19 protein-coding genes are annotated in these 20,643 nt (G+C 54.0%); all 19 read left to right on the forward strand.

Annotated elements, in window-relative coordinates; translation table 11 throughout:
- Window positions 1-62: 62 nt before the first annotated feature.
- Window positions 63-686 carry a 16S rRNA (guanine(527)-N(7))-methyltransferase RsmG gene (rsmG, locus tag K5R89_RS19175; RefSeq protein ID WP_217259535.1) on the forward strand — a complete coding sequence of 208 codons (624 nt, stop codon included), beginning with the start codon at window positions 63-65 and terminating at the stop codon, window positions 684-686.
- 616 nt (window positions 687-1,302) lie between these two features.
- Window positions 1,303-1,683, forward strand: coding sequence for a F0F1 ATP synthase subunit I (gene atpI / locus K5R89_RS19180; RefSeq protein ID WP_004202310.1), 381 nt, complete (start codon window positions 1,303-1,305; stop codon window positions 1,681-1,683).
- An 8-nt stretch (window positions 1,684-1,691) separates the two neighbouring features.
- Window positions 1,692-2,507, forward strand: coding sequence for a F0F1 ATP synthase subunit A (gene atpB / locus K5R89_RS19185; RefSeq protein ID WP_023291475.1), 816 nt, complete (start codon window positions 1,692-1,694; stop codon window positions 2,505-2,507).
- 48 nt (window positions 2,508-2,555) lie between these two features.
- Entirely contained in the window at window positions 2,556-2,795 is a 240-nt protein-coding gene (atpE, locus tag K5R89_RS19190) for a F0F1 ATP synthase subunit C (protein WP_000429386.1), read from the forward strand.
- Window positions 2,796-2,845: 50 nt separating this feature from the next.
- The gene (gene atpF, locus K5R89_RS19195; RefSeq protein WP_004107293.1) at window positions 2,846-3,316 is read left to right on the forward strand and encodes a F0F1 ATP synthase subunit B; all 471 of its coding nucleotides are present in this window, start codon (window positions 2,846-2,848) and stop codon (window positions 3,314-3,316) included.
- A 14-nt stretch (window positions 3,317-3,330) separates the two neighbouring features.
- Complete coding sequence (gene atpH / locus K5R89_RS19200; RefSeq protein WP_004202307.1) at window positions 3,331-3,864, forward strand: F0F1 ATP synthase subunit delta; 534 nt, start codon at window positions 3,331-3,333, stop codon at window positions 3,862-3,864.
- A gap of 12 nt (window positions 3,865-3,876) precedes the next feature.
- Entirely contained in the window at window positions 3,877-5,418 is a 1,542-nt protein-coding gene (atpA, locus tag K5R89_RS19205) for a F0F1 ATP synthase subunit alpha (RefSeq protein ID WP_217259536.1), read from the forward strand.
- Window positions 5,419-5,468: 50 nt separating this feature from the next.
- Window positions 5,469-6,332, forward strand: a complete 864-nt coding sequence (gene atpG / locus K5R89_RS19210) for a F0F1 ATP synthase subunit gamma (protein ID WP_004144996.1) — start codon at window positions 5,469-5,471, stop codon at window positions 6,330-6,332.
- Window positions 6,333-6,358: 26 nt separating this feature from the next.
- Window positions 6,359-7,741: a F0F1 ATP synthase subunit beta gene (gene atpD, locus K5R89_RS19215; protein WP_023291474.1), complete on the forward strand. Its 1,383-nt coding sequence runs from the start codon at window positions 6,359-6,361 to the stop codon at window positions 7,739-7,741.
- A gap of 20 nt (window positions 7,742-7,761) precedes the next feature.
- Window positions 7,762-8,181, forward strand: coding sequence for a F0F1 ATP synthase subunit epsilon (locus K5R89_RS19220; RefSeq protein ID WP_004107274.1), 420 nt, complete (start codon window positions 7,762-7,764; stop codon window positions 8,179-8,181).
- A gap of 696 nt (window positions 8,182-8,877) precedes the next feature.
- Entirely contained in the window at window positions 8,878-10,248 is a 1,371-nt protein-coding gene (gene glmU, locus K5R89_RS19225; RefSeq protein ID WP_217259537.1) for a bifunctional UDP-N-acetylglucosamine diphosphorylase/glucosamine-1-phosphate N-acetyltransferase GlmU, read from the forward strand.
- A gap of 186 nt (window positions 10,249-10,434) precedes the next feature.
- Entirely contained in the window at window positions 10,435-12,264 is a 1,830-nt protein-coding gene (gene glmS / locus K5R89_RS19230; RefSeq protein ID WP_217259538.1) for a glutamine--fructose-6-phosphate transaminase (isomerizing), read from the forward strand.
- Between the two features lie 340 nt (window positions 12,265-12,604).
- Window positions 12,605-13,645 (forward strand): phosphate ABC transporter substrate-binding protein PstS, encoded by a 1,041-nt coding sequence (pstS, locus tag K5R89_RS19235; RefSeq protein ID WP_023291471.1) that lies wholly within the window; start codon window positions 12,605-12,607, stop codon window positions 13,643-13,645.
- Window positions 13,646-13,772: 127 nt separating this feature from the next.
- Window positions 13,773-14,732, forward strand: a complete 960-nt coding sequence (gene pstC / locus K5R89_RS19240; protein ID WP_004145004.1) for a phosphate ABC transporter permease PstC — start codon at window positions 13,773-13,775, stop codon at window positions 14,730-14,732.
- Window positions 14,732-15,622, forward strand: a complete 891-nt coding sequence (gene pstA / locus K5R89_RS19245; RefSeq protein ID WP_023291470.1) for a phosphate ABC transporter permease PstA — start codon at window positions 14,732-14,734, stop codon at window positions 15,620-15,622. The genes pstC and pstA overlap by 1 nt, the downstream gene beginning before the upstream one ends.
- 46 nt (window positions 15,623-15,668) lie before the next feature.
- A complete protein-coding gene (pstB, locus tag K5R89_RS19250) occupies window positions 15,669-16,442 on the forward strand; it encodes a phosphate ABC transporter ATP-binding protein PstB (protein WP_004145006.1) in 774 nt (257 codons plus the stop codon).
- A 50-nt stretch (window positions 16,443-16,492) separates the two neighbouring features.
- Window positions 16,493-17,218 carry a phosphate signaling complex protein PhoU gene (gene phoU / locus K5R89_RS19255; RefSeq protein ID WP_004145007.1) on the forward strand — a complete coding sequence of 242 codons (726 nt, stop codon included), beginning with the start codon at window positions 16,493-16,495 and terminating at the stop codon, window positions 17,216-17,218.
- A gap of 475 nt (window positions 17,219-17,693) precedes the next feature.
- Window positions 17,694-19,325 (forward strand): carbohydrate porin, encoded by a 1,632-nt coding sequence (locus K5R89_RS19260; RefSeq protein WP_049013454.1) that lies wholly within the window; start codon window positions 17,694-17,696, stop codon window positions 19,323-19,325.
- Between the two features lie 38 nt (window positions 19,326-19,363).
- Window positions 19,364-20,530, forward strand: a complete 1,167-nt coding sequence (locus K5R89_RS19265; protein WP_217259539.1) for an esterase — start codon at window positions 19,364-19,366, stop codon at window positions 20,528-20,530.
- Window positions 20,531-20,643 lie beyond the last annotated feature (113 nt).

The raw sequence follows: 20,643 nt of genomic DNA on the forward strand, positions 1-20,643 counted from the left end.
ATCATTCCTGGCCCGGTAAGCGTTAGCGCCTCCGGGCTCATTATTTTTTGAAGGTACTTACCGTGCTCAACAAACTTTCTCGTCTGCTGGATGAAGCGGGTATTTCGCTCACCGATCACCAGAAAAATCAGCTGGTGGCTTACGTCGGGCTGCTCGATAAGTGGAACAAAGCCTATAACCTGACCTCCGTTCGCGATCCAAATGAGATGCTGGTGCGTCATATCCTCGACAGCATCATCGTCGCGCCTTATCTGCAGGGCTCGCGCTTTATCGATGTCGGTACGGGACCGGGGCTGCCGGGGATCCCGTTGGCTATCGTGCGCCCGGAGTCGCATTTCACCCTGCTGGACAGCCTTGGCAAACGCGTGCGCTTCCTGCGTCAGGTGCAGCATGAACTGAAGCTGGATAACATCACCCCGGTGCAGAGCCGCGTGGAAGCTTTCCCGGCCGAGCCGCCGTTTGATGGCGTGATAAGCCGCGCCTTCGCGTCGCTTAATGATATGGTGAGTTGGTGCCATCATTTGCCGGCCGCGAACGGTCACTTCTATGCGCTCAAAGGGTTAGCGCAAAAAGACGAAATGGAAAACCTGCCGGGAGGGTATGCCATAGCCGAGGTCATTGAGCTGCATGTTCCTCAGCTGGAAGGGGAGCGGCACCTGGTGGTGATTACGCCAAAAGCGAGTTAATTTTTATCAAAAAATGTGGAAAAAATGTGGCCCATGAATGTTACAAAAATAAAGGTCACCTCCTGATATTATCGGGCTGCATTTAACCATGTTTTTACTATGGTTTTTCTTGCGGTTAACTTAGCGTAAGTGATTCACTGACAAAATAGTCAACTTTGAAAATATCAGGGTGCTAAAAATCGACAATGATGATCAGCATCGTGATGTTAAATTTTTATTATAAATGTCAATAAAAGGTTTTTATTGTATGTGGGGTTGTTTTAGATAATGTCCTCACTTTTTATCTTGAATATCAAAAACATGAAAAATAGTGTTTTATGTCCTTGATTCATTAAAGGGCGCTTGAAATGTTTATTATGTGATCTAATGCACGCTTTAATTGCCGTGTTTCCACGTTATTTGCAGTTTTGTATGACCGCTCACAGAACGCTGAAATGCACGGAAAGTTGTCCGTTGGAAAATAATTAAACATTTATTCACTATTTTGCTACTTATTGTTTGAAATCACGGGGCGTCACCGTATAATTTGTCCGCTTTTTGATGCTTGACTCTTCGTCTTAAAGGACGTTTTATACGACACGCGACATACCTCAAAGGGAGCAGGAGTAAAAACGTGATGTCAGTGTCGCTCTTGAGTCGAAACGTTGCTCGCAAGCTTCTGTTTATTCAGTTACTGGCAGTAATGGCAAGTGGACTGCTGTTTAGCCTCAAAGACCCCTTCTGGGGCATTTCCGCGGTATGCGGCGGTTTGGCAGTGGTTTTGCCAAACCTGATGTTTATGATTTTTGCCTGGCGTCATCAGGCGCATACACCAGCAAAAGGCCGTGTGGCCTGGACCTTCGCCTTCGGTGAAGCCTTCAAGGTGTTGCTGACCTTCGCCCTCCTGGCGGTGGCGCTGGCCGTTTTAAAAGTGGTATTTTTGCCACTGATCGTGACGTGGGTTTTGGTGCTGGTGGTACAAGTTCTGGCGCCAGCTGTAATCAACAACAAAGGGTAAAAGGCATCATGGCTTCAGAAAATATGACGCCGCAGGAATACATAGGTCACCATCTGAACAACCTTCAGATTGATCTGCGTACTTTCTCGCTGGTGGATCCGCACAACCCCCCGGCCACCTTCTGGACGCTCAACATTGACTCCATGTTCTTCTCGGTGGTTCTCGGTCTGCTGTTCCTGGCCATGTTCCGTAGCGTTGCTAAGAAAGCGACCAGCGGCGTACCAGGGAAATTCCAGACCTTCATCGAAATGATCATCGGCTTCGTCCATGGCAGCGTCAAAGACATGTACCATGGCAAGAGCAAGGTTATCGCGCCGCTGGCGCTGACCGTGTTCGTCTGGGTCTTCCTGATGAACCTGATGGACCTGCTGCCAATCGACCTGCTTCCTTATATCGGCGAACACATTTTCGGCCTGCCTGCACTGCGCGTGGTTCCGTCTGCTGACGTGAACATCACCCTGTCGATGGCGCTTGGCGTGTTCATCCTGATTATTTTCTACAGCATCAAAATGAAAGGCGTAGGTGGGTTCGTTAAAGAACTGACCATGCAGCCGTTCAATCACTGGGCGTTCATTCCTGTCAACTTAATCCTTGAAGGGGTAAGCCTGCTGTCCAAACCGGTCTCTCTCGGTCTGCGACTGTTCGGCAACATGTATGCCGGTGAGCTGATTTTCATTCTGATTGCTGGTCTGCTGCCGTGGTGGTCACAGTGGGTTCTGAATGTGCCTTGGGCCATTTTCCACATCCTGATTATTACGCTGCAAGCCTTCATCTTCATGGTTCTGACGATTGTCTATCTGTCGATGGCGTCTGAAGAGCATTGATTTTTACCAACACTACTACGTTTTAACTGAAACAAACTGGAGACTGTCATGGAAAACCTGAATATGGATCTGCTGTACATGGCTGCCGCTGTGATGATGGGTCTGGCGGCAATCGGTGCTGCGATCGGTATCGGCATCCTCGGAGGTAAATTCCTGGAAGGCGCAGCGCGTCAGCCGGATCTGATCCCTCTGCTGCGTACTCAGTTCTTTATCGTTATGGGTCTGGTGGATGCTATCCCGATGATCGCTGTAGGTCTGGGTCTGTACGTGATGTTCGCCGTCGCGTAGTAAGTTGTTAGAAACCTAAGCCACAGAGTTAATTAAAGAGGTATTGTGCTGTGAACATGAACGCAACAATCCTCGGCCAGGCCATCGCGTTTGTTATCTTCGTATGGTTCTGCATGAAGTACGTATGGCCGCCTTTAATGGCTGCCATCGAAAAACGCCAGAAAGAGATTTCTGACGGTTTAGCTTCTGCAGAACGCGCTAAGAAAGATTTGGACCTTGCACAGGCCAACGCGACCGACCAGCTGAAAAAAGCGAAAGCGGAAGCCCAGGTAATCATTGAGCAGGCGAACAAGCGCCGCTCTCAGATTCTGGACGAAGCTAAAGCTGAAGCAGAACAGGAACGCACCAAAATCGTTGCACAAGCGCAGGCTGAAATTGATGCTGAGCGTAAACGTGCACGCGAGGAGCTGCGTAAGCAGGTCGCTATCCTGGCTGTTGCTGGCGCCGAGAAGATCATCGAACGTTCCGTGGATGAAGCTGCTAACAGCGACATCGTGGATAAACTTGTCGCTGAACTGTAAGGAGGGAGGGGCTGATGTCTGAATTTGTAACGGTAGCTCGCCCCTACGCCAAAGCAGCTTTTGACTTTGCCGTCGAACACAACAGTGTTGAACGCTGGCAGGATATGCTGGCGTTTGCCGCCGAAGTGACCAAAAACGACCAAATGGCAGAGCTTCTCTCCGGTGCTTTGGCGCCGGAAACGCTCTCAGAAGCGTTTATCGCTATCTGCGGCGAGCAACTTGACGAAAACGGCCAGAACCTGATTAAGGTGATGGCGGAAAACAATCGTCTGAAGGTGCTCCCGGACGTTCTTGAGCAATTCATTCACCTGCGCGCGGCCAGTGAGGCCATCGCAGAGGTAGAAGTCATATCTGCCAACCAACTGAGTGATGAACAGCTTGCCAGGATCGTCAGCGCGATGGAAAAACGTCTGTCACGCAAAGTTAAGCTGAATTGCAAAATCGATAAGTCTGTTATGGCAGGTATTATCATCCGTGCGGGTGATATGGTCATTGATGGCAGCGTACGCGGCCGTCTTGATCGCCTTGCAGACGTCTTGCAGTCTTAAGGGGACTGGAGCATGCAACTGAATTCCACCGAAATCAGCGAACTGATCAAGCAGCGCATTGCTCAGTTCAATGTTGTGAGCGAAGCTCATAACGAAGGTACTATTGTTTCTGTAAGTGACGGTGTTATCCGCATCCACGGCCTTGCCGAATGTATGCAGGGTGAGATGATCTCCCTGCCGGGTAACCGTTACGCTATCGCACTGAACCTGGAGCGCGACTCCGTTGGTGCGGTGGTGATGGGTCCGTACGCTGACCTCGCCGAAGGCATGAAGGTGAAATGTACTGGCCGTATCCTGGAAGTTCCGGTTGGCCGTGGCCTGCTGGGCCGCGTGGTTAACACCCTGGGCGCGCCAATTGATGGTAAAGGTCCGCTGGAAAACGACGGTTTCTCCGCCGTTGAAGCGATCGCGCCGGGCGTAATCGAACGTCAGTCCGTCGATCAGCCGGTACAGACCGGTTATAAATCCGTTGACGCCATGATCCCAATCGGTCGTGGTCAGCGTGAACTGATCATCGGCGACCGTCAGACCGGTAAAACTGCGCTGGCTATCGATGCCATCATCAACCAGCGTGATTCCGGCATCAAGTGCGTCTATGTTGCTATCGGCCAGAAAGCGTCCACCATCTCTAACGTGGTGCGTAAACTGGAAGAGCACGGCGCGCTGGCTAACACCATCGTGGTGGTAGCGACTGCATCCGAATCTGCTGCACTGCAATACCTGGCGCCATACGCGGGTTGCGCAATGGGCGAATACTTCCGCGACCGCGGTGAAGATGCGCTGATCGTTTACGATGACCTGTCTAAACAGGCTGTTGCTTATCGTCAGATCTCCCTGCTGCTCCGTCGTCCGCCAGGACGTGAAGCGTTCCCGGGCGACGTATTCTACCTCCACTCTCGTCTGCTGGAGCGTGCTGCGCGTGTTAACGCCGAATACGTTGAAGCCTTCACCAAAGCTGAAGTGAAAGGGAAAACCGGTTCTCTGACCGCGCTGCCGATTATCGAAACCCAGGCGGGTGACGTTTCCGCGTTCGTTCCGACCAACGTAATCTCCATTACCGATGGTCAGATCTTCCTGGAAACCAACCTGTTCAACGCCGGTATTCGTCCTGCGGTTAACCCGGGTATCTCGGTATCCCGTGTGGGTGGTGCAGCGCAGACCAAGATCATGAAGAAACTGTCCGGTGGTATCCGTACCGCGCTGGCGCAGTATCGTGAACTGGCGGCGTTCTCCCAGTTTGCATCCGACCTTGACGATGCAACCCGCAAACAGCTGGACCACGGTCAGAAAGTGACCGAACTGCTGAAACAGAAACAGTATGCGCCGATGTCCGTCGCGCAGCAGTCTCTGGTTCTGTTCGCAGCAGAACGTGGTTATCTGGCTGATGTAGAACTGGCGAAAATCGGTAGCTTCGAAGCCGCTCTGCTGGCTTACGTCGACCGTGATCACGCTCCGCTGATGCAAGAGATTAACCAGTCCGGTGGCTATAACGACGAAATCGAAGGCAAGCTGAAAGGCATCCTCGATTCCTTCAAAGCAACCCAGTCCTGGTAACGTCTGGCGGTCTGTCTTAGGGCAGGCCGCAAGGCATTGAGGAGAAGCTCATGGCCGGCGCAAAAGAGATACGTAGTAAGATCGCAAGCGTCCAGAACACGCAAAAGATCACTAAAGCGATGGAGATGGTCGCCGCTTCCAAAATGCGTAAATCGCAGGAGCGCATGGCGGCCAGCCGTCCTTACGCAGATACTATGCGCAAAGTGATTGGTCACCTTGCGAACGGTAATCTGGAATATAAGCACCCTTACCTGGAAGAACGCGACGTTAAGCGCGTGGGCTACCTGGTGGTGTCGACCGACCGTGGTTTGTGCGGCGGCTTGAACATTAACCTGTTCAAGAAACTGCTGGCGGAAATGAAAGCATGGTCCGATAAAGGCGTTCAGTGCGACCTCGCAATGATCGGCTCTAAGGGCGTCTCTTTCTTTAACTCCGTTGGCGGCAACGTCGTTGCACAGGTGACCGGTATGGGGGATAACCCATCCCTGTCCGAACTGATCGGCCCGGTAAAAGTGATGTTGCAGGCCTATGATGAAGGCCGTCTGGACAAGCTGTACGTTGTCAGCAACAAATTTATTAACACCATGTCTCAGGTTCCGACGATCACTCAGCTGCTGCCGTTACCGGCATCAGAAGACGCTGATCTGAAACGTAAATCCTGGGATTACCTGTATGAGCCCGATCCGAAAGCGCTGCTGGATACCCTCCTGCGCCGCTACGTCGAGTCTCAGGTTTATCAGGGCGTGGTTGAAAACCTGGCCAGCGAGCAGGCCGCCCGTATGGTGGCGATGAAAGCCGCGACCGATAATGGCGGCAGCCTGATTAAAGAGCTGCAGTTGGTATACAACAAAGCTCGTCAGGCCAGCATTACTCAGGAACTCACCGAGATCGTCTCGGGGGCCGCCGCGGTTTAACCAGGTTATTTCGTAGAGGATTTAAGATGGCTACTGGAAAGATTGTCCAGGTAATCGGCGCCGTGGTCGACGTCGAGTTCCCTCAGGATGCCGTACCACGCGTGTACGAAGCCCTTGAGGTACAGAATGGTAATGAAGTTCTGGTGCTGGAAGTTCAGCAGCAGCTGGGCGGCGGTATCGTGCGTACCATCGCCATGGGTTCTTCCGATGGTCTGCGCCGCGGTCTGGATGTAAAAGACCTCGAGCACCCGATCGAAGTCCCGGTTGGTAAAGCTACGCTGGGTCGTATCATGAACGTACTGGGTCAACCGGTCGACATGAAAGGCGACATCGGCGAAGAAGAGCGTTGGGCTATCCACCGCGCAGCACCGTCTTATGAAGAGCTGTCCAGCTCTCAGGAACTGCTGGAAACCGGCATCAAAGTTATCGACCTGATGTGTCCGTTCGCGAAGGGCGGTAAAGTCGGTCTGTTCGGTGGCGCGGGTGTAGGTAAAACCGTAAACATGATGGAGCTGATCCGTAACATCGCGATCGAGCACTCCGGTTACTCCGTGTTTGCGGGCGTAGGTGAACGTACTCGTGAGGGTAACGACTTCTACCACGAAATGACCGACTCCAACGTTATCGACAAAGTATCCCTGGTGTATGGCCAGATGAACGAGCCGCCGGGAAACCGTCTGCGCGTTGCGCTGACCGGCCTGACCATGGCTGAGAAGTTCCGTGACGAAGGTCGTGACGTACTGCTGTTCGTCGATAACATCTATCGTTACACCCTGGCCGGTACGGAAGTATCCGCACTGCTGGGTCGTATGCCTTCAGCGGTAGGTTACCAGCCGACCCTGGCGGAAGAGATGGGCGTTCTGCAGGAACGTATCACCTCCACCAAAACCGGCTCTATCACTTCCGTACAGGCGGTATACGTACCGGCGGATGACTTAACTGACCCATCCCCAGCCACTACCTTTGCTCACTTAGATGCAACCGTAGTACTGAGCCGTCAGATCGCATCCCTGGGTATCTACCCGGCCGTTGACCCGCTGGACTCCACCAGCCGTCAGCTGGATCCGCTGGTTGTTGGTCAGGAGCACTACGACACCGCTCGTGGCGTTCAGTCCATTCTGCAGCGTTATCAGGAACTGAAAGACATTATCGCCATCCTGGGTATGGATGAACTGTCTGAAGAAGATAAACTGGTGGTAGCTCGCGCACGTAAGATCCAGCGCTTCCTGTCCCAGCCGTTCTTCGTGGCAGAAGTATTTACCGGTTCTCCGGGCAAATACGTCTCCCTGAAAGACACCATCCGTGGCTTTAAAGGCATCATGGAAGGCGAATACGATCACCTGCCGGAGCAGGCGTTCTACATGGTCGGTTCTATCGACGAAGCCGTGGAAAAAGCCAAAAAACTTTAACGCCTTAATCGGAGGGTGATATGGCAATGACTTACCACCTGGACGTCGTCAGCGCAGAGAAACAAATGTTCTCTGGTCTGGTCGAGAAAATCCAGGTAACGGGTAGCGAAGGTGAACTGGGTATTTACCCGGGGCACGCGCCGCTGCTCACCGCCATTAAGCCTGGTATGATTCGCATCGTTAAGCAGCACGGTCACGAAGAATTTATCTACCTGTCAGGCGGCATTCTTGAAGTGCAGCCGGGTAGCACGACCGTCCTGGCGGATACCGCAATTCGTGGCCAGGATCTCGACGAAGCGCGAGCCCTGGAAGCGAAACGTAAGGCTGAAGAGCACATTAAGAGCTCTCATGGTGACGTGGATTACGCTCAGGCGTCCGCGGAACTGGCCAAAGCGATCGCTAAACTGCGCGTTATCGAGTTGACCAAAAAAGCGATGTAACACCGGCTTGAACGTAAAAAGCCAGTCTGGTTTCCAGGCTGGCTTTTTTTATGGCCAGCTGCTGACGAGCGGATGAAGTGAAAACAGAGTTCACCCTTAATTGTTATTGATTAGTTAAATGATGAAGCGTAGACTCTGTTTTATGTGATGTGTGTCACATAAAATAGCGTTATCAAATTGCACCTGCGTCAGGAATTCATCATGAAACTGTTCCATAAAATCATCGCTAAATTTAGCGTCCTGAGCTTCTAAGCTCCGCGCTATCTCCCCCGCTGACACGACGTATCGCCCATCAAAACGACAACACTGGCGATGTGAAACCGGGCAAAGAAGGTCACCTGACGGTGGCCTTTCGTTTTTAATCACTACATCAATCACTTTGCCGCCCTCCCCCCGCCAGCGACTGGCGACGATTATCCTGGTTCTTCCCGCTATGGGTGCTGAAAACCGCTTTCCGCAGCGGCTTTATTCAGGTGGCGAAAAAACAGCAAAAGCAGTGAGATAGTCAATGATTATCCTCCCTACCCTCCTTTTTCAGCGTTAAACTGATTTGCAGTGGTTAAAAATAGCGTCATAAAATGGTGTATAGCGGTGAGCCTGGACGTTTTCTCCACGTCTCGTTTTATGATGAAAAATATGTAGAAATTTCAACGTGAAAGGCTTTTACTTTTCGTTCTAACTACCGTCAGGATGAGTATGTCAAATAGTGCGATGAGCGTGGTTATCCTTGCCGCAGGCAAAGGGACCCGCATGTATTCCGATCTTCCTAAGGTGCTGCATACCCTGGCCGGGAAGCCAATGGTGCAGCATGTCATTGATGCCGCTAACGATTTAGGCGCATGTGCGGTACACCTGGTGTACGGCCACGGCGGCGATCTGCTGCGTCAGACGCTGCATGAAGACAACCTGAACTGGGTGCTGCAGGCCGAGCAGCTAGGAACCGGGCACGCCATGCAGCAGGCGGCGCCGTTCTTCAATGATGATGAAGACATCCTGATGCTCTACGGCGACGTGCCGCTGATCTCCGTCGAGACGCTACAGCGCCTGCGCGCCGCGAAACCGCAGGGCGGGATTGGTCTGCTGACGGTGAAGCTGGATGATCCAACCGGCTATGGCCGCATTACCCGTGAGAATGGCCAGGTGACAGGCATCGTTGAGCACAAAGATGCCAGCGAGACGCAGCGCCAGATTCAGGAAATTAACACCGGGATCCTGATCGCCGGCGGAGCAGATCTCAAGCGCTGGCTGGCGAAGCTCACCAATAACAACGCCCAGGGCGAATACTACATCACCGATATCATCGCCATGGCGCATCAGGAAGGTCACGAGATCGTTGCCGTGCATCCCCAGCGCCTGAGCGAAGTCGAAGGCGTCAACAATCGCCTGCAGCTTGCGCGCCTGGAGCGCGTCTACCAGGCTGAGCAAGCGGAAAAGCTGCTGCTGGCGGGGGTGATGTTGCGCGATCCGGCGCGTTTCGATCTGCGCGGTACGCTGCAGCACGGGCGCGATGTGGAGATCGATACTAACGTTATTCTGCAAGGCCGCGTCGTGCTGGGCGATCGCGTGAAAATCGGCGCCGGCTGTGTGATTAAAAACAGCACTATCGGCGATGATTGCGAAATCAGCCCCTACAGCGTGGTGGAAGATGCCCGGCTGCAGGCGGCCTGCACCATCGGCCCATTTGCCCGTCTGCGCCCGGGCGCCGAACTGCTGGAAGGCGCCCACGTTGGCAACTTCGTGGAAATGAAAAAGGCGCGTCTCGGCAAAGGCTCCAAGGCGGGTCATCTGACCTATCTGGGCGATGCGGAGATCGGTGATAACGTCAATATCGGCGCGGGCACCATCACCTGCAACTATGATGGCGCGAATAAATATAAAACGATTATTGGCGATGATGTTTTTGTCGGCTCGGATACCCAGCTGGTGGCCCCGGTCACGGTAGGCAACGGCGTCACGATCGCCGCCGGCACCACCGTCACACGCAATATCGCCGATAACGAACTGGTGTTGAGCCGCGTACCGCAGGTCCACAAACAGGGCTGGCAGCGTCCGGTGAAGAAAAAATAAACAGGATTGTCGCCGGGGGTGAAAAACGCCCGGCGAACCAGGATGAGAGGGTCAATATAGATCCCCGTCCGCAGGCAGTACCATAACAATAACCCCACTCTCTACAAGGCTCGGGGCGCCCGGAAAACGGGCAAATACAGGTCAGCGACAACGCATGGCATATCGCCATTATCAGGAAATTTAACTATGTGTGGAATTGTTGGCGCAGTCGCGCAGCGTGATATTGCTGAAATCCTTCTCGAAGGTTTACGTCGTCTGGAATACCGTGGCTATGACTCTGCCGGTCTGGCGGTAGTCGACAGCGAAGGTCATATGACCCGCGTGCGTCGCCTGGGTAAGGTACAGATGCTGGCTCAGGCGGTCGAAGAGCAACCGTTACACGGTGGTACCGGGATCGCCCATACTCGTTGGGCGACGCACGGCGAACCGTCTGAGAGCAATGCGCATCCGCATGTTTCTGAACACATTGTGGTGGTCCATAACGGGATCATCGAAAACCACGAGCCGCTGCGCACACTGCTGCAGTCTCGCGGCTATGTCTTCGTCACTGAGACCGATACCGAAGTTATCGCCCATCTGGTGCACTGGGAGCTGGAACAAGGTGGTACCTTACGTGAAGCCGTGCTGCGCGCCATCCCGCAGCTGCGCGGCGCCTACGGCACCGTCATCATGGATACCCGCGACCCGGGAACTCTGCTGGCGGCCCGCTCCGGTAGCCCACTGGTTATCGGTCTGGGCATGGGTGAAAACTTTATCGCCTCCGACCAGCTGGCGCTGCTGCCGGTTACCCGCCGCTTTATCTTCCTCGAAGAGGGCGATATTGCGGAAGTGACTCGTCGCTCGGTGGTGATTTTCGATAAATCCGCTGCGCAAGTGAAGCGCCAGGAGATCGAATCCAATCTGCAGTATGACGCCGGCGATAAAGGTATCTATCGCCACTATATGCAGAAAGAGATTTTCGAACAGCCGAACGCGATTAAGAACACCCTGACCGGGCGTATCAGCCACGGCGAAGTCGATCTCAGCGAGCTGGGGCCGAACGCCAATGAAATGCTGGCTCAGGTCGAACATATTCAGATTGTTGCCTGCGGGACTTCCTATAACTCCGGGATGGTCTCCCGCTACTGGTTTGAAGCGTTAGCCGGCGTGCCGTGCGATGTGGAAATCGCCTCCGAATTCCGCTATCGCAAGTCCGCGGTGCGTCGTAACAGCCTGATGATCACCCTTTCCCAGTCCGGTGAAACTGCCGATACGCTGGCGGCGCTGCGATTGTCGAAAGAGCTGGGCTATCTCGGCTCGCTGGCCATCTGCAACGTGCCGGGCTCGTCGCTGGTGCGCGAATCCGATCTGGCGCTGATGACCAAAGCCGGAACGGAAATTGGCGTGGCCTCGACCAAGGCCTTTACCACTCAGCTGACGGTGCTGCTGATGCTGGTGGCGAAACTGGCGCGATTGAAAGGTCAGGATGCGTCCATTGAGCATGATATCGTCCACGGCCTGCAGGCGCTGCCGAGTCGTATCGAGCAGATGCTCTCTCAGGACAAGCGTATTGAGCAGCTGGCAGAGCGTTTCTCTGATAAGCACCATGCGCTGTTCCTCGGCCGCGGCGATCAGTATCCGATCGCCATGGAAGGGGCGCTGAAGCTGAAAGAGATCTCCTACATTCACGCGGAAGCCTACGCGGCGGGCGAGCTGAAGCACGGCCCGCTGGCGCTGATTGATGCGGAAATGCCGGTGATCGTGGTGGCGCCGAACAACGAGCTGCTGGAAAAACTGAAATCCAACATCGAAGAAGTTCGCGCCCGCGGCGGTGAGCTGTACGTCTTCGCCGACGGTGACGCCGGCTTCAACGGCAGCGACAACATGCACATCATTGAGATGCCGCATGTCGAAGAGACCATCGCCCCCATCTTCTACACCGTGCCGCTGCAGCTGCTGGCTTATCACGTTGCGCTGATCAAAGGCACAGACGTTGATCAGCCGCGTAACCTGGCGAAATCGGTCACGGTTGAGTAACGTATTACCTCTTTTGCAAAGGGCTGCCGGCGGTGGCCCTTTTTTTATTTTCACCTGCTGTTTTTCGCCGATCTTGTGCGCAATATGTGGGATGGCGATAGACGACAACCGATCGTTTTGCACTGCGATTTGGCTGTCATAAAAATAAAATTATTCCGTCATTGTATGGTCATGCTTGCAAGTAACCATTTGAGTTATAAGCGTATTATTTGACGCAAAATCCCGTCTCCCGGCCTGTCATAAAACTGTCATAATTCGTACATTTTACTGTCACCTCTTTGACCTATTTTGCTCACCATAGCCTCGAAACAATGATTTACGAATCCCAGCAGGAGACATTATGAACGTTATGCGTACCACCGTCGCAACAGTTGTCGCCGCGACCTTATCGATGAGCGCTTTCTCTGCTTTCGCAGCAGCAAGCCTGACTGGCGCAGGTGCAACTTTTCCTGCGCCGGTGTATGCCAAATGGGCTGACACCTATCAGAAAGAAACCGGCAATAAAGTGAACTACCAGGGTATTGGTTCCTCTGGTGGCGTTAAGCAGATTATTGCCAACACCGTTGATTTCGGTGCTTCTGATGCTCCGCTGGCTGATGACAAACTGACCCAGGAAGGTCTGTTCCAGTTCCCGACCGTGATTGGCGGCGTGGTGCTGGCGGTTAACCTGCCTGGCGTGAAATCCGGCGAGCTGGTGCTGGATGGCAAAACCCTCGGCGATATCTATCTGGGTAAAATTAAAAAATGGGATGACGAAGCGATCGCTAAACTCAACCCGGGTCTGAAGCTGCCGTCGCAGAATATCGCCGTGGTTCGCCGCGCCGATGGTTCCGGTACCTCCTTCGTCTTCACCAGCTACCTGTCCAAAGTGAATGAAGAGTGGAAATCGAAAATCGGCGCAGGCTCTACCGTTAACTGGCCAACCGGTCTTGGCGGTAAAGGCAACGACGGTATCGCCGCCTTTGTTCAGCGTCTGCCGGGCTCGATTGGTTACGTCGAATACGCTTACGCCAAACAAAACAATCTGGCGTACACCAAACTGGTCTCTGCCGATGGCAAACCGGTTAGCCCGACTGAAGACAACTTCGCTAACGCCGCAAAAGGCGTTGACTGGAGCAAGTCTTTCGCTCAGGACCTGACTAACCAGAAGGGTGAAAATGCATGGCCGATCACCTCAACCACCTTCATCCTGGTGCATAAGGCGACTAACAAGCCTGAGCAGACCGCTGAAGTGCTGAAGTTCTTCGACTGGGCGTATAAAAACGGCGGGAAAGAAGCGAATGCGCTGGATTACGCATCGCTGCCGGAAAGCGTGGTTGAGCAGGTTCGTGCGGCATGGAAAACCAACGTCAAAGACAGCAGCGGTAAAGCGCTGTACTAACAGTAGATTTTTGACGAAGATGGCGGGGGCGTTCAGCGCTGCCCGCCCTACGGTTCAGACTGTAGGCCCGGAAGCGAACGCCACCGGGCATTTATTCGAACAAGCTTTAATACGTAAAGAGTAATCTATGGCTGCAACCAAGCCTGCATTTACCCCTCCGGGGAAAAAGGGTGACATGATTTTCAGTGCGCTGGTAAAACTGGCTGCGCTGATTGTGCTATTGATGCTGGGCGGCATCATCGTTTCCCTGATCATCTCTTCCTGGCCGAGCATTCAAAAGTTTGGCTTTGCCTTTTTGTGGACCAAAGAGTGGGATGCGCCCAACGAAATCTTCGGCGCGCTGGTGCCGATTTACGGGACCCTGGTGACTTCTTTTATCGCGCTGCTGATCGCCGTACCGGTGAGCTTCGGCATCGCGCTATTTCTGACGGAACTGTCCCCCGCCTGGCTCAAGCGTCCGCTGGGCATTGCGATTGAGCTGCTGGCCGCGATCCCGAGTATCGTGTACGGCATGTGGGGCCTGTTTATTTTCGCCCCGCTGTTTGCGACTTACTTCCAGGAGCCTGTCGGTAACGTCCTGTCGACTATTCCGTTCGTCGGCGCGCTGTTTGCTGGCCCGGCGTTTGGTATCGGTATTCTCGCCGCTGGCGTTATTCTGGCCATCATGATCATCCCTTATATCGCCGCGGTAATGCGTGATGTTTTCGAACAGACGCCGGTGATGATGAAAGAGTCGGCCTATGGCATCGGCTGCACCACCTGGGAAGTGATCTGGCGCATCGTTTTACCGTTCACCAAGAACGGGGTGATCGGCGGCGTGATGCTCGGTCTGGGCCGCGCGCTGGGTGAAACCATGGCGGTCACCTTTATCATCGGTAACACCTACCAGCTCGACAGCATATCGCTGTATATGCCGGGGAACAGCATTACCTCCGCGCTGGCCAACGAATTCGCCGAAGCCGAAACCGGTCTGCACGTGGCGGCGCTGATGGAACTGGGTCTGATCCTGTTCGTTATCACCTTTATCGTTCTGGCGGCGTCGAAGTTTATGATTATGCGCCTCGCGAAGAATGAGGGGGCACGCTAATGGCGACCATTGAAATGCAAAGCACCGCCGAGCTGGCGGAGTCTCGCCGCAAGATGCAGGCTAAACGCCGCATGAAGAACCGCATCGCCCTGGCGCTGTCGATGGCCACCATGGCGTTTGGTTTGTTCTGGCTTATCTGGATCCTGATGGCGACGATAACCCGCGGCTTCGACGGCATGAGCCTGGCGCTGTTTACCGAAATGACGCCGCCGCCGAATACCGCGGGCGGCGGTCTGGCCAACGCCCTCGCCGGCAGCGGCCTGCTGATCCTGTGGGCAACTATCTTTGGTACGCCGCTGGGTATCCTCGCTGGAATTTATCTGGCGGAGTATGGCCGCAAGTCGGTGCTGGCGGAAATTATCCGTTTTATTAACGATATTCTGCTTTCCGCGCCGTCTATCGTGGTTGGTCTGTTCGTCTACACCATCGTGGTGGCGCAGATGCAGCACTTCTCCGGCTGGGCGGGGGTGATCGCCCTGGCGCTGCTGCAGGTGCCTATCGTTATTCGTACCACCGAAAACATGCTGAAACTGGTGCCGGATAGCCTGCGTGAAGCGGCCTATGCGCTGGGTACGCCGAAGTGGAAGATGATCTCGGCGATCACCCTGAAAGCGTCCGTCTCGGGGATTATGACCGGGATCCTGCTGGCTATCGCCCGTATCGCCGGGGAAACGGCGCCCCTGCTGTTTACCGCGCTGTCCAACCAGTTCTGGAGCACCGACATGATGCAGCCGATTGCCAACCTGCCGGTGACCATTTTCAAATTTGCCATGAGTCCGTTTGCGGAGTGGCAGCAACTGGCATGGGCCGGGGTATTGATTATCACCCTGTGCGTCTTGCTGCTGAACATCCTGGCGCGCGTTATCTTCGCCAAGAAGAAACACGGTTAATTTTTGCGGCGCAGCGACAGCTGCGCTGAATGAGGAAGAGATTGAGATGAGTATGGTGAATACAGCCCCGGGTAAGATTTCAGTTCGCAACCTGAACTTCTACTACGGTAAATTCCATGCCCTGAAGAACATCAACCTGGATATCACCAAAAACCAGGTGACGGCGTTTATCGGTCCGTCAGGCTGTGGTAAATCCACCCTGCTGCGTACGTTCAACAAAATGTTTGAACTGTATCCGGAGCAGCGCGCGGAAGGCGAGATCCTGCTGGATGGCGACAACATTCTGACCAACACCCAGGATATCGCCCTGCTGCGTGCCAAGGTTGGCATGGTATTCCAGAAGCCAACGCCGTTCCCGATGTCCATTTACGACAACATCGCTTTCGGCGTGCGCCTGTTTGAAAAGCTGTCCCGTGCCGATATGGATGAGCGCGTGCAGTGGGCGTTGACCAAAGCCGCATTATGGAATGAAACCAAAGATAAACTGCACCAGAGCGGGTATTCTCTCTCCGGCGGTCAGCAGCAGCGCCTGTGCATCGCCCGCGGTATCGCGATCCGCCCGGAAGTCCTGCTGCTTGATGAACCTTGCTCAGCGCTGGACCCGATCTCTACCGGGCGTATCGAGGAGCTGATCACCGAGCTGAAGCAGGATTACACCGTCGTTATCGTGACTCACAACATGCAGCAGGCTGCGCGTTGCTCCGACCATACGGCATTTATGTATCTTGGCGAGCTGATTGAGTTCAGCAACACGGATGACCTGTTCACCAAGCCCGCGAAGAAACAAACTGAAGATTATATTACTGGCCGCTACGGTTGATTTGCCCTTGTGCTTTCAGGCTCTCACCAGTTGGGCAATCAGGAGACACCATGGACAACCTAAATCTTAACAAACATATTTCCGGCCAGTTCAACGCTGAACTGGAGTATATCCGCACCCAGGTGATGACCATGGGTGGGCTGGTGGAGCAACAGCTTTCTGATGCGATCACCGCCATGCATAACCAGGACAGCGATCTGGCGAAACGCGTGATTGACGGCGACAAGCAGGTCAACATGATGGAAGTGGCGATCGATGAAGCCTGCGTGCGCATCATCGCCAAGCGCCAGCCGACCGCCAGCGACCTGCGCCTGGTGATGGCGATCATCAAGACCATCGCTGAGCTGGAACGCATTGGCGACGTGGCGGATAAAATCTGCCGCACCGCGCTGGAGAAGTTTTCCCAGCAGCACCAGCCGCTGCTGGTGAGCCTCGAATCGCTGGGCCGCCATACGGTGCAGATGCTGCATGACGTGCTGGATGCCTTCGCGCGTATGGATCTCGACGAGGCGGTACGTATCTATCGCGAAGACAAGAAAGTCGACCAGGAGTATGAAGGCATCGTGCGTCAGCTGATGACCTACATGATGGAAGACTCGCGCACTATCCCCAGCGTTCTGACGGCGCTGTTCTGCGCGCGCTCCATCGAACGTATCGGCGACCGCTGCCAGAATATTTGCGAATATATTTTCTACTTCGTCAAAGGCCAGGATTTCCGTCATGTGGGCGGCGATGAACTGGATAAACTGCTCGCCGGAAAAGATCCGAAAGAGTAATAATCATTTTGTCTAATTCTGATAAATGGATTTATCAGAATTAGATATGCTTCCTCCAGCGGCAGCGATATTGCTGCGATTATCGTCACAATTAACAGGCTGCCCGTTTGAGTTCTTCATTTTATCGCGTAACAATCAGTATCCACTGACTGAGCGCGCAAGCTCAGAATGTTTTAAACGGATTGTTACTGCGACAGCAGGCAAAACCTGATATTGCCCCCCCACGGCGGCGATATCAGGTTTTTTTATGCGCGCTAAGAATGACTTAATAAGGGTTGCTACCGCGATGCGCGGGCAAAACCTGAAGAGGATTATGTGTTTAGGCAGATCGTCTTCTTCGGGTTTTTTTGCTTTTTTCTCACCGCAAAAATAACAGCCCTCGCGCCCTTAAGCGGTATGGATACAGCTATTAGAACCCGCGCGATGCTTGTCGCTGTCGTATTTATTTATGCCAACACTTATATAAGGGAATATTATGTTTAGAAAAACCAGGATCGCTTCGGCGATGGTATTGCTGGCGCCGCTTTGTTATTCAACCACGCTGTTCGCGAGCCAGTTGACGGTAGAGCAACGGCTTGAGTTGCTGGAAAAAGCGCTTAGCGATACGCAAAAAGAGCTCAAAAAATATCAGGACCAGGAGAGAAAAAGAGACCAGATTTGGGCCACATGGTCTTCGCCTGCAGAGAGCCAGAAGCGCACCGTCGCGGCGGCGGCAGGACCGAAAGCAGCAGTGAAACCGGATGCGGTACTGGTCAAAAATCAACAACCTGCCACAGACGGCGCGCCAGCCTACAGCGCGATGACGCTGAAAGACTTTAGCAAGTTCGTCAAAGATGAAATTGGCTTTAGCTATAACGGCTACTTCCGCTCGGGCTGGGGAACCGCCTCGCATGGCTCGCCAAAGTCGTGGGCCATTGGCTCGCTTGGCCGTCTGGGCAATGAATATTCCGGCTGGTTCGATCTGCAGCTGAAGCAGCGGGTGTTTCAGGAAGGCGATAAACGCGTCGACGCCATCGTGATGCTCGACGGGAACGTTGGCCAGCAGTATTCCACTGGCTGGTTTGGTGACAATGCCGGCGGCGAAAACTACATCCAGTTCTCGGATATGTACGTCAACACCAAAGGATTCCTGCCGTTTGCCCCGGAAGCCGATTTCTGGGTCGGCAAACACGGTGCGCCAAAAATCGAGATCCAGATGCTGGACTGGAAAACGCAGAGAACCGATGCGGCGGCTGGCGTGGGGCTGGAAAACTGGCAGGTAGGCGCCGGGAAATTCGATATCGCGCTGGTCCGGGAGGATGTTGATGACTACGATCGTTCTTTAAGCAATAAGCAGCAAATTAACACCAATACCCTCGATATCCGTTACAAAGAGATCCCGTTGTGGGATAAAGCCAGTCTGATGGTCAGCGGACGCTATGTCGCCGCCAACCAAAGTTCTTCTGAGAAATATAAAGAGGGCAATGAAGGCTATTATCCATGGAAAGATACCTGGATGGCCGGCACCTCGTTAACGCAAAAATTTGCTCACGGCGGCTTTAACGAATTTTCTTTGTTGCTGGCGAATAACTCCATTGCCAGCAGCTTCTCGCGCTATGCCGGATCCAGCCCCTATACCACCTTTAACGGCCGCTATTATGGCGACCATACCAATGGCACCGCCGTGCGCTTAACCTCGCAAGGGGAAACCTATTTACGCGATGACATTATTATGGCGAATGCCATCGTTTACTCCTTTGGCAACGACGTTTACAGCTACGAGACCGGGGCCCACTCCGATTTTGAATCCATCCGTACGGTCCTGCGGCCGGCCTATATCTGGAATAAATATAACCAGACCGGCGTCGAACTGGGGTACTTCAGGCAGCAAAACAAAGATGTGACCGGCAAGAAATATAACGAGTCCGGCTATAAGACCACGCTGTTCCATACCTTCAAAGTTAATACCAGTATGCTGACCTCGCGCCCGGAAATTCGCTTCTATGCCACCTATATTAAAGCGAAGGATATCGACCTGGATAAGGCCGCGAATAACACCACCCACATTTTTGAAGACGGTAAAAACGATCAGTTTGCCGTAGGGGCGCAGGCGGAAATCTGGTGGTGAGACGATAACAGAACGGACACAACGTAAGAGGAATAACGATGAAACGACATGCCATTTATTTCGCCCTCGCGCTGGCGGGCGCGGCGTTCACCATTCAGGCGGCACCGTTGCCAGCGATGCCCGAGCCCTCCCTGCCGGTGAGCCACTTTATCACTCAGGTTAACGCGGATAAGAGTATCACTTACCGCCTGTTTGCCCCTGATGCCCGGCGGGTTTCGGTGGTGACAGGCGCCACGCCGGACACCTTTGTCTCGCACGACATGACCAAAGCGGACCACGGGGTCTGGACATGGAAAAGCGAGCCAATGAAACCCAATCTCTATGAATACTATTTTGATGTGGACGGCTTCCGCTCGGTGGATACCGGCAGCCGCTATCAGAAGCCGCAGCGTCAGGTGAACACCAGCCTGATTCTGGTTCCCGGCAGTATTCTTGACGATCGCCCGGTCGCGCACGGCGATCTGCGCACCCTTACCTATCACTCGAAGGCGCTGAATGCGGAACGGCGGCTCTATGTCTGGACGCCGCCGAACTATAGCGGCAGCGGCGAGCCGCTGCCGGTGCTCTATTTCTATCATGGCTTTGGCGACAGCGGGCTGTCGGCCATCGATCAGGGGCGTATTCCGCAAATCATGGATAACCTGCTGGCGGAGGGCAAGATCAAGCCTATGCTGGTGGTGGTCCCGGATACCGAAACCGATACCCCGGAAGCCATCGCGGAAAACTTCCCGCCGCAGGAGCGACGCAAAACCTTCTATCCGCTGAATGCGCAGGCGGCGGATAAGGAGCTGATGCAGGACATCATTCCGCTGATCGATGCCCGGTTTAACGTGCGTAAAGATGCCGACGGTCGGGCGCTGGCTGGCCTCTCTCAGGGCGGGTATCAGGCGCTGGTTTCCGGGATGAATCATCTGGAGAGCTTTGGCTGGCTCGCCACGTTTAGCGGCGTCACGACCACCACGGTGCCGAATGCCGGTGTGGAAGCGCAACTGAAACATCCTGAGGCGATCAATCAACAGCTGCGTAACTTTACCGTGGTCGTCGGGGAAAAAGATTCCGTGACCGGCAAAGACATCGCGGGTCTGAAAAGCGAGCTGGAAAAACAGAAGATCAACTTTGACTATCACGCCTATCCCGGCCTGAACCATGAAATGGACGTCTGGCGCCCGGCCTACGCGGAGTTTGTGCAAAAACTGTTTAAATAGCCGGTGGGGGCGTTTAGCCCCCGCTTTCCGCGAGTGAAGAAAGACAAGATGAAAGTGATTGTGTCCGAAGATGATGAAGAGATAGCCGGTCGCCAGCCGTCCTGTTCTGGGCT

The sequence above is a fragment of the Klebsiella sp. TF21-TM genome, assembly GCF_019753495.1.
GTDB lineage: Bacteria > Pseudomonadota > Gammaproteobacteria > Enterobacterales > Enterobacteriaceae > Klebsiella > Klebsiella quasipneumoniae.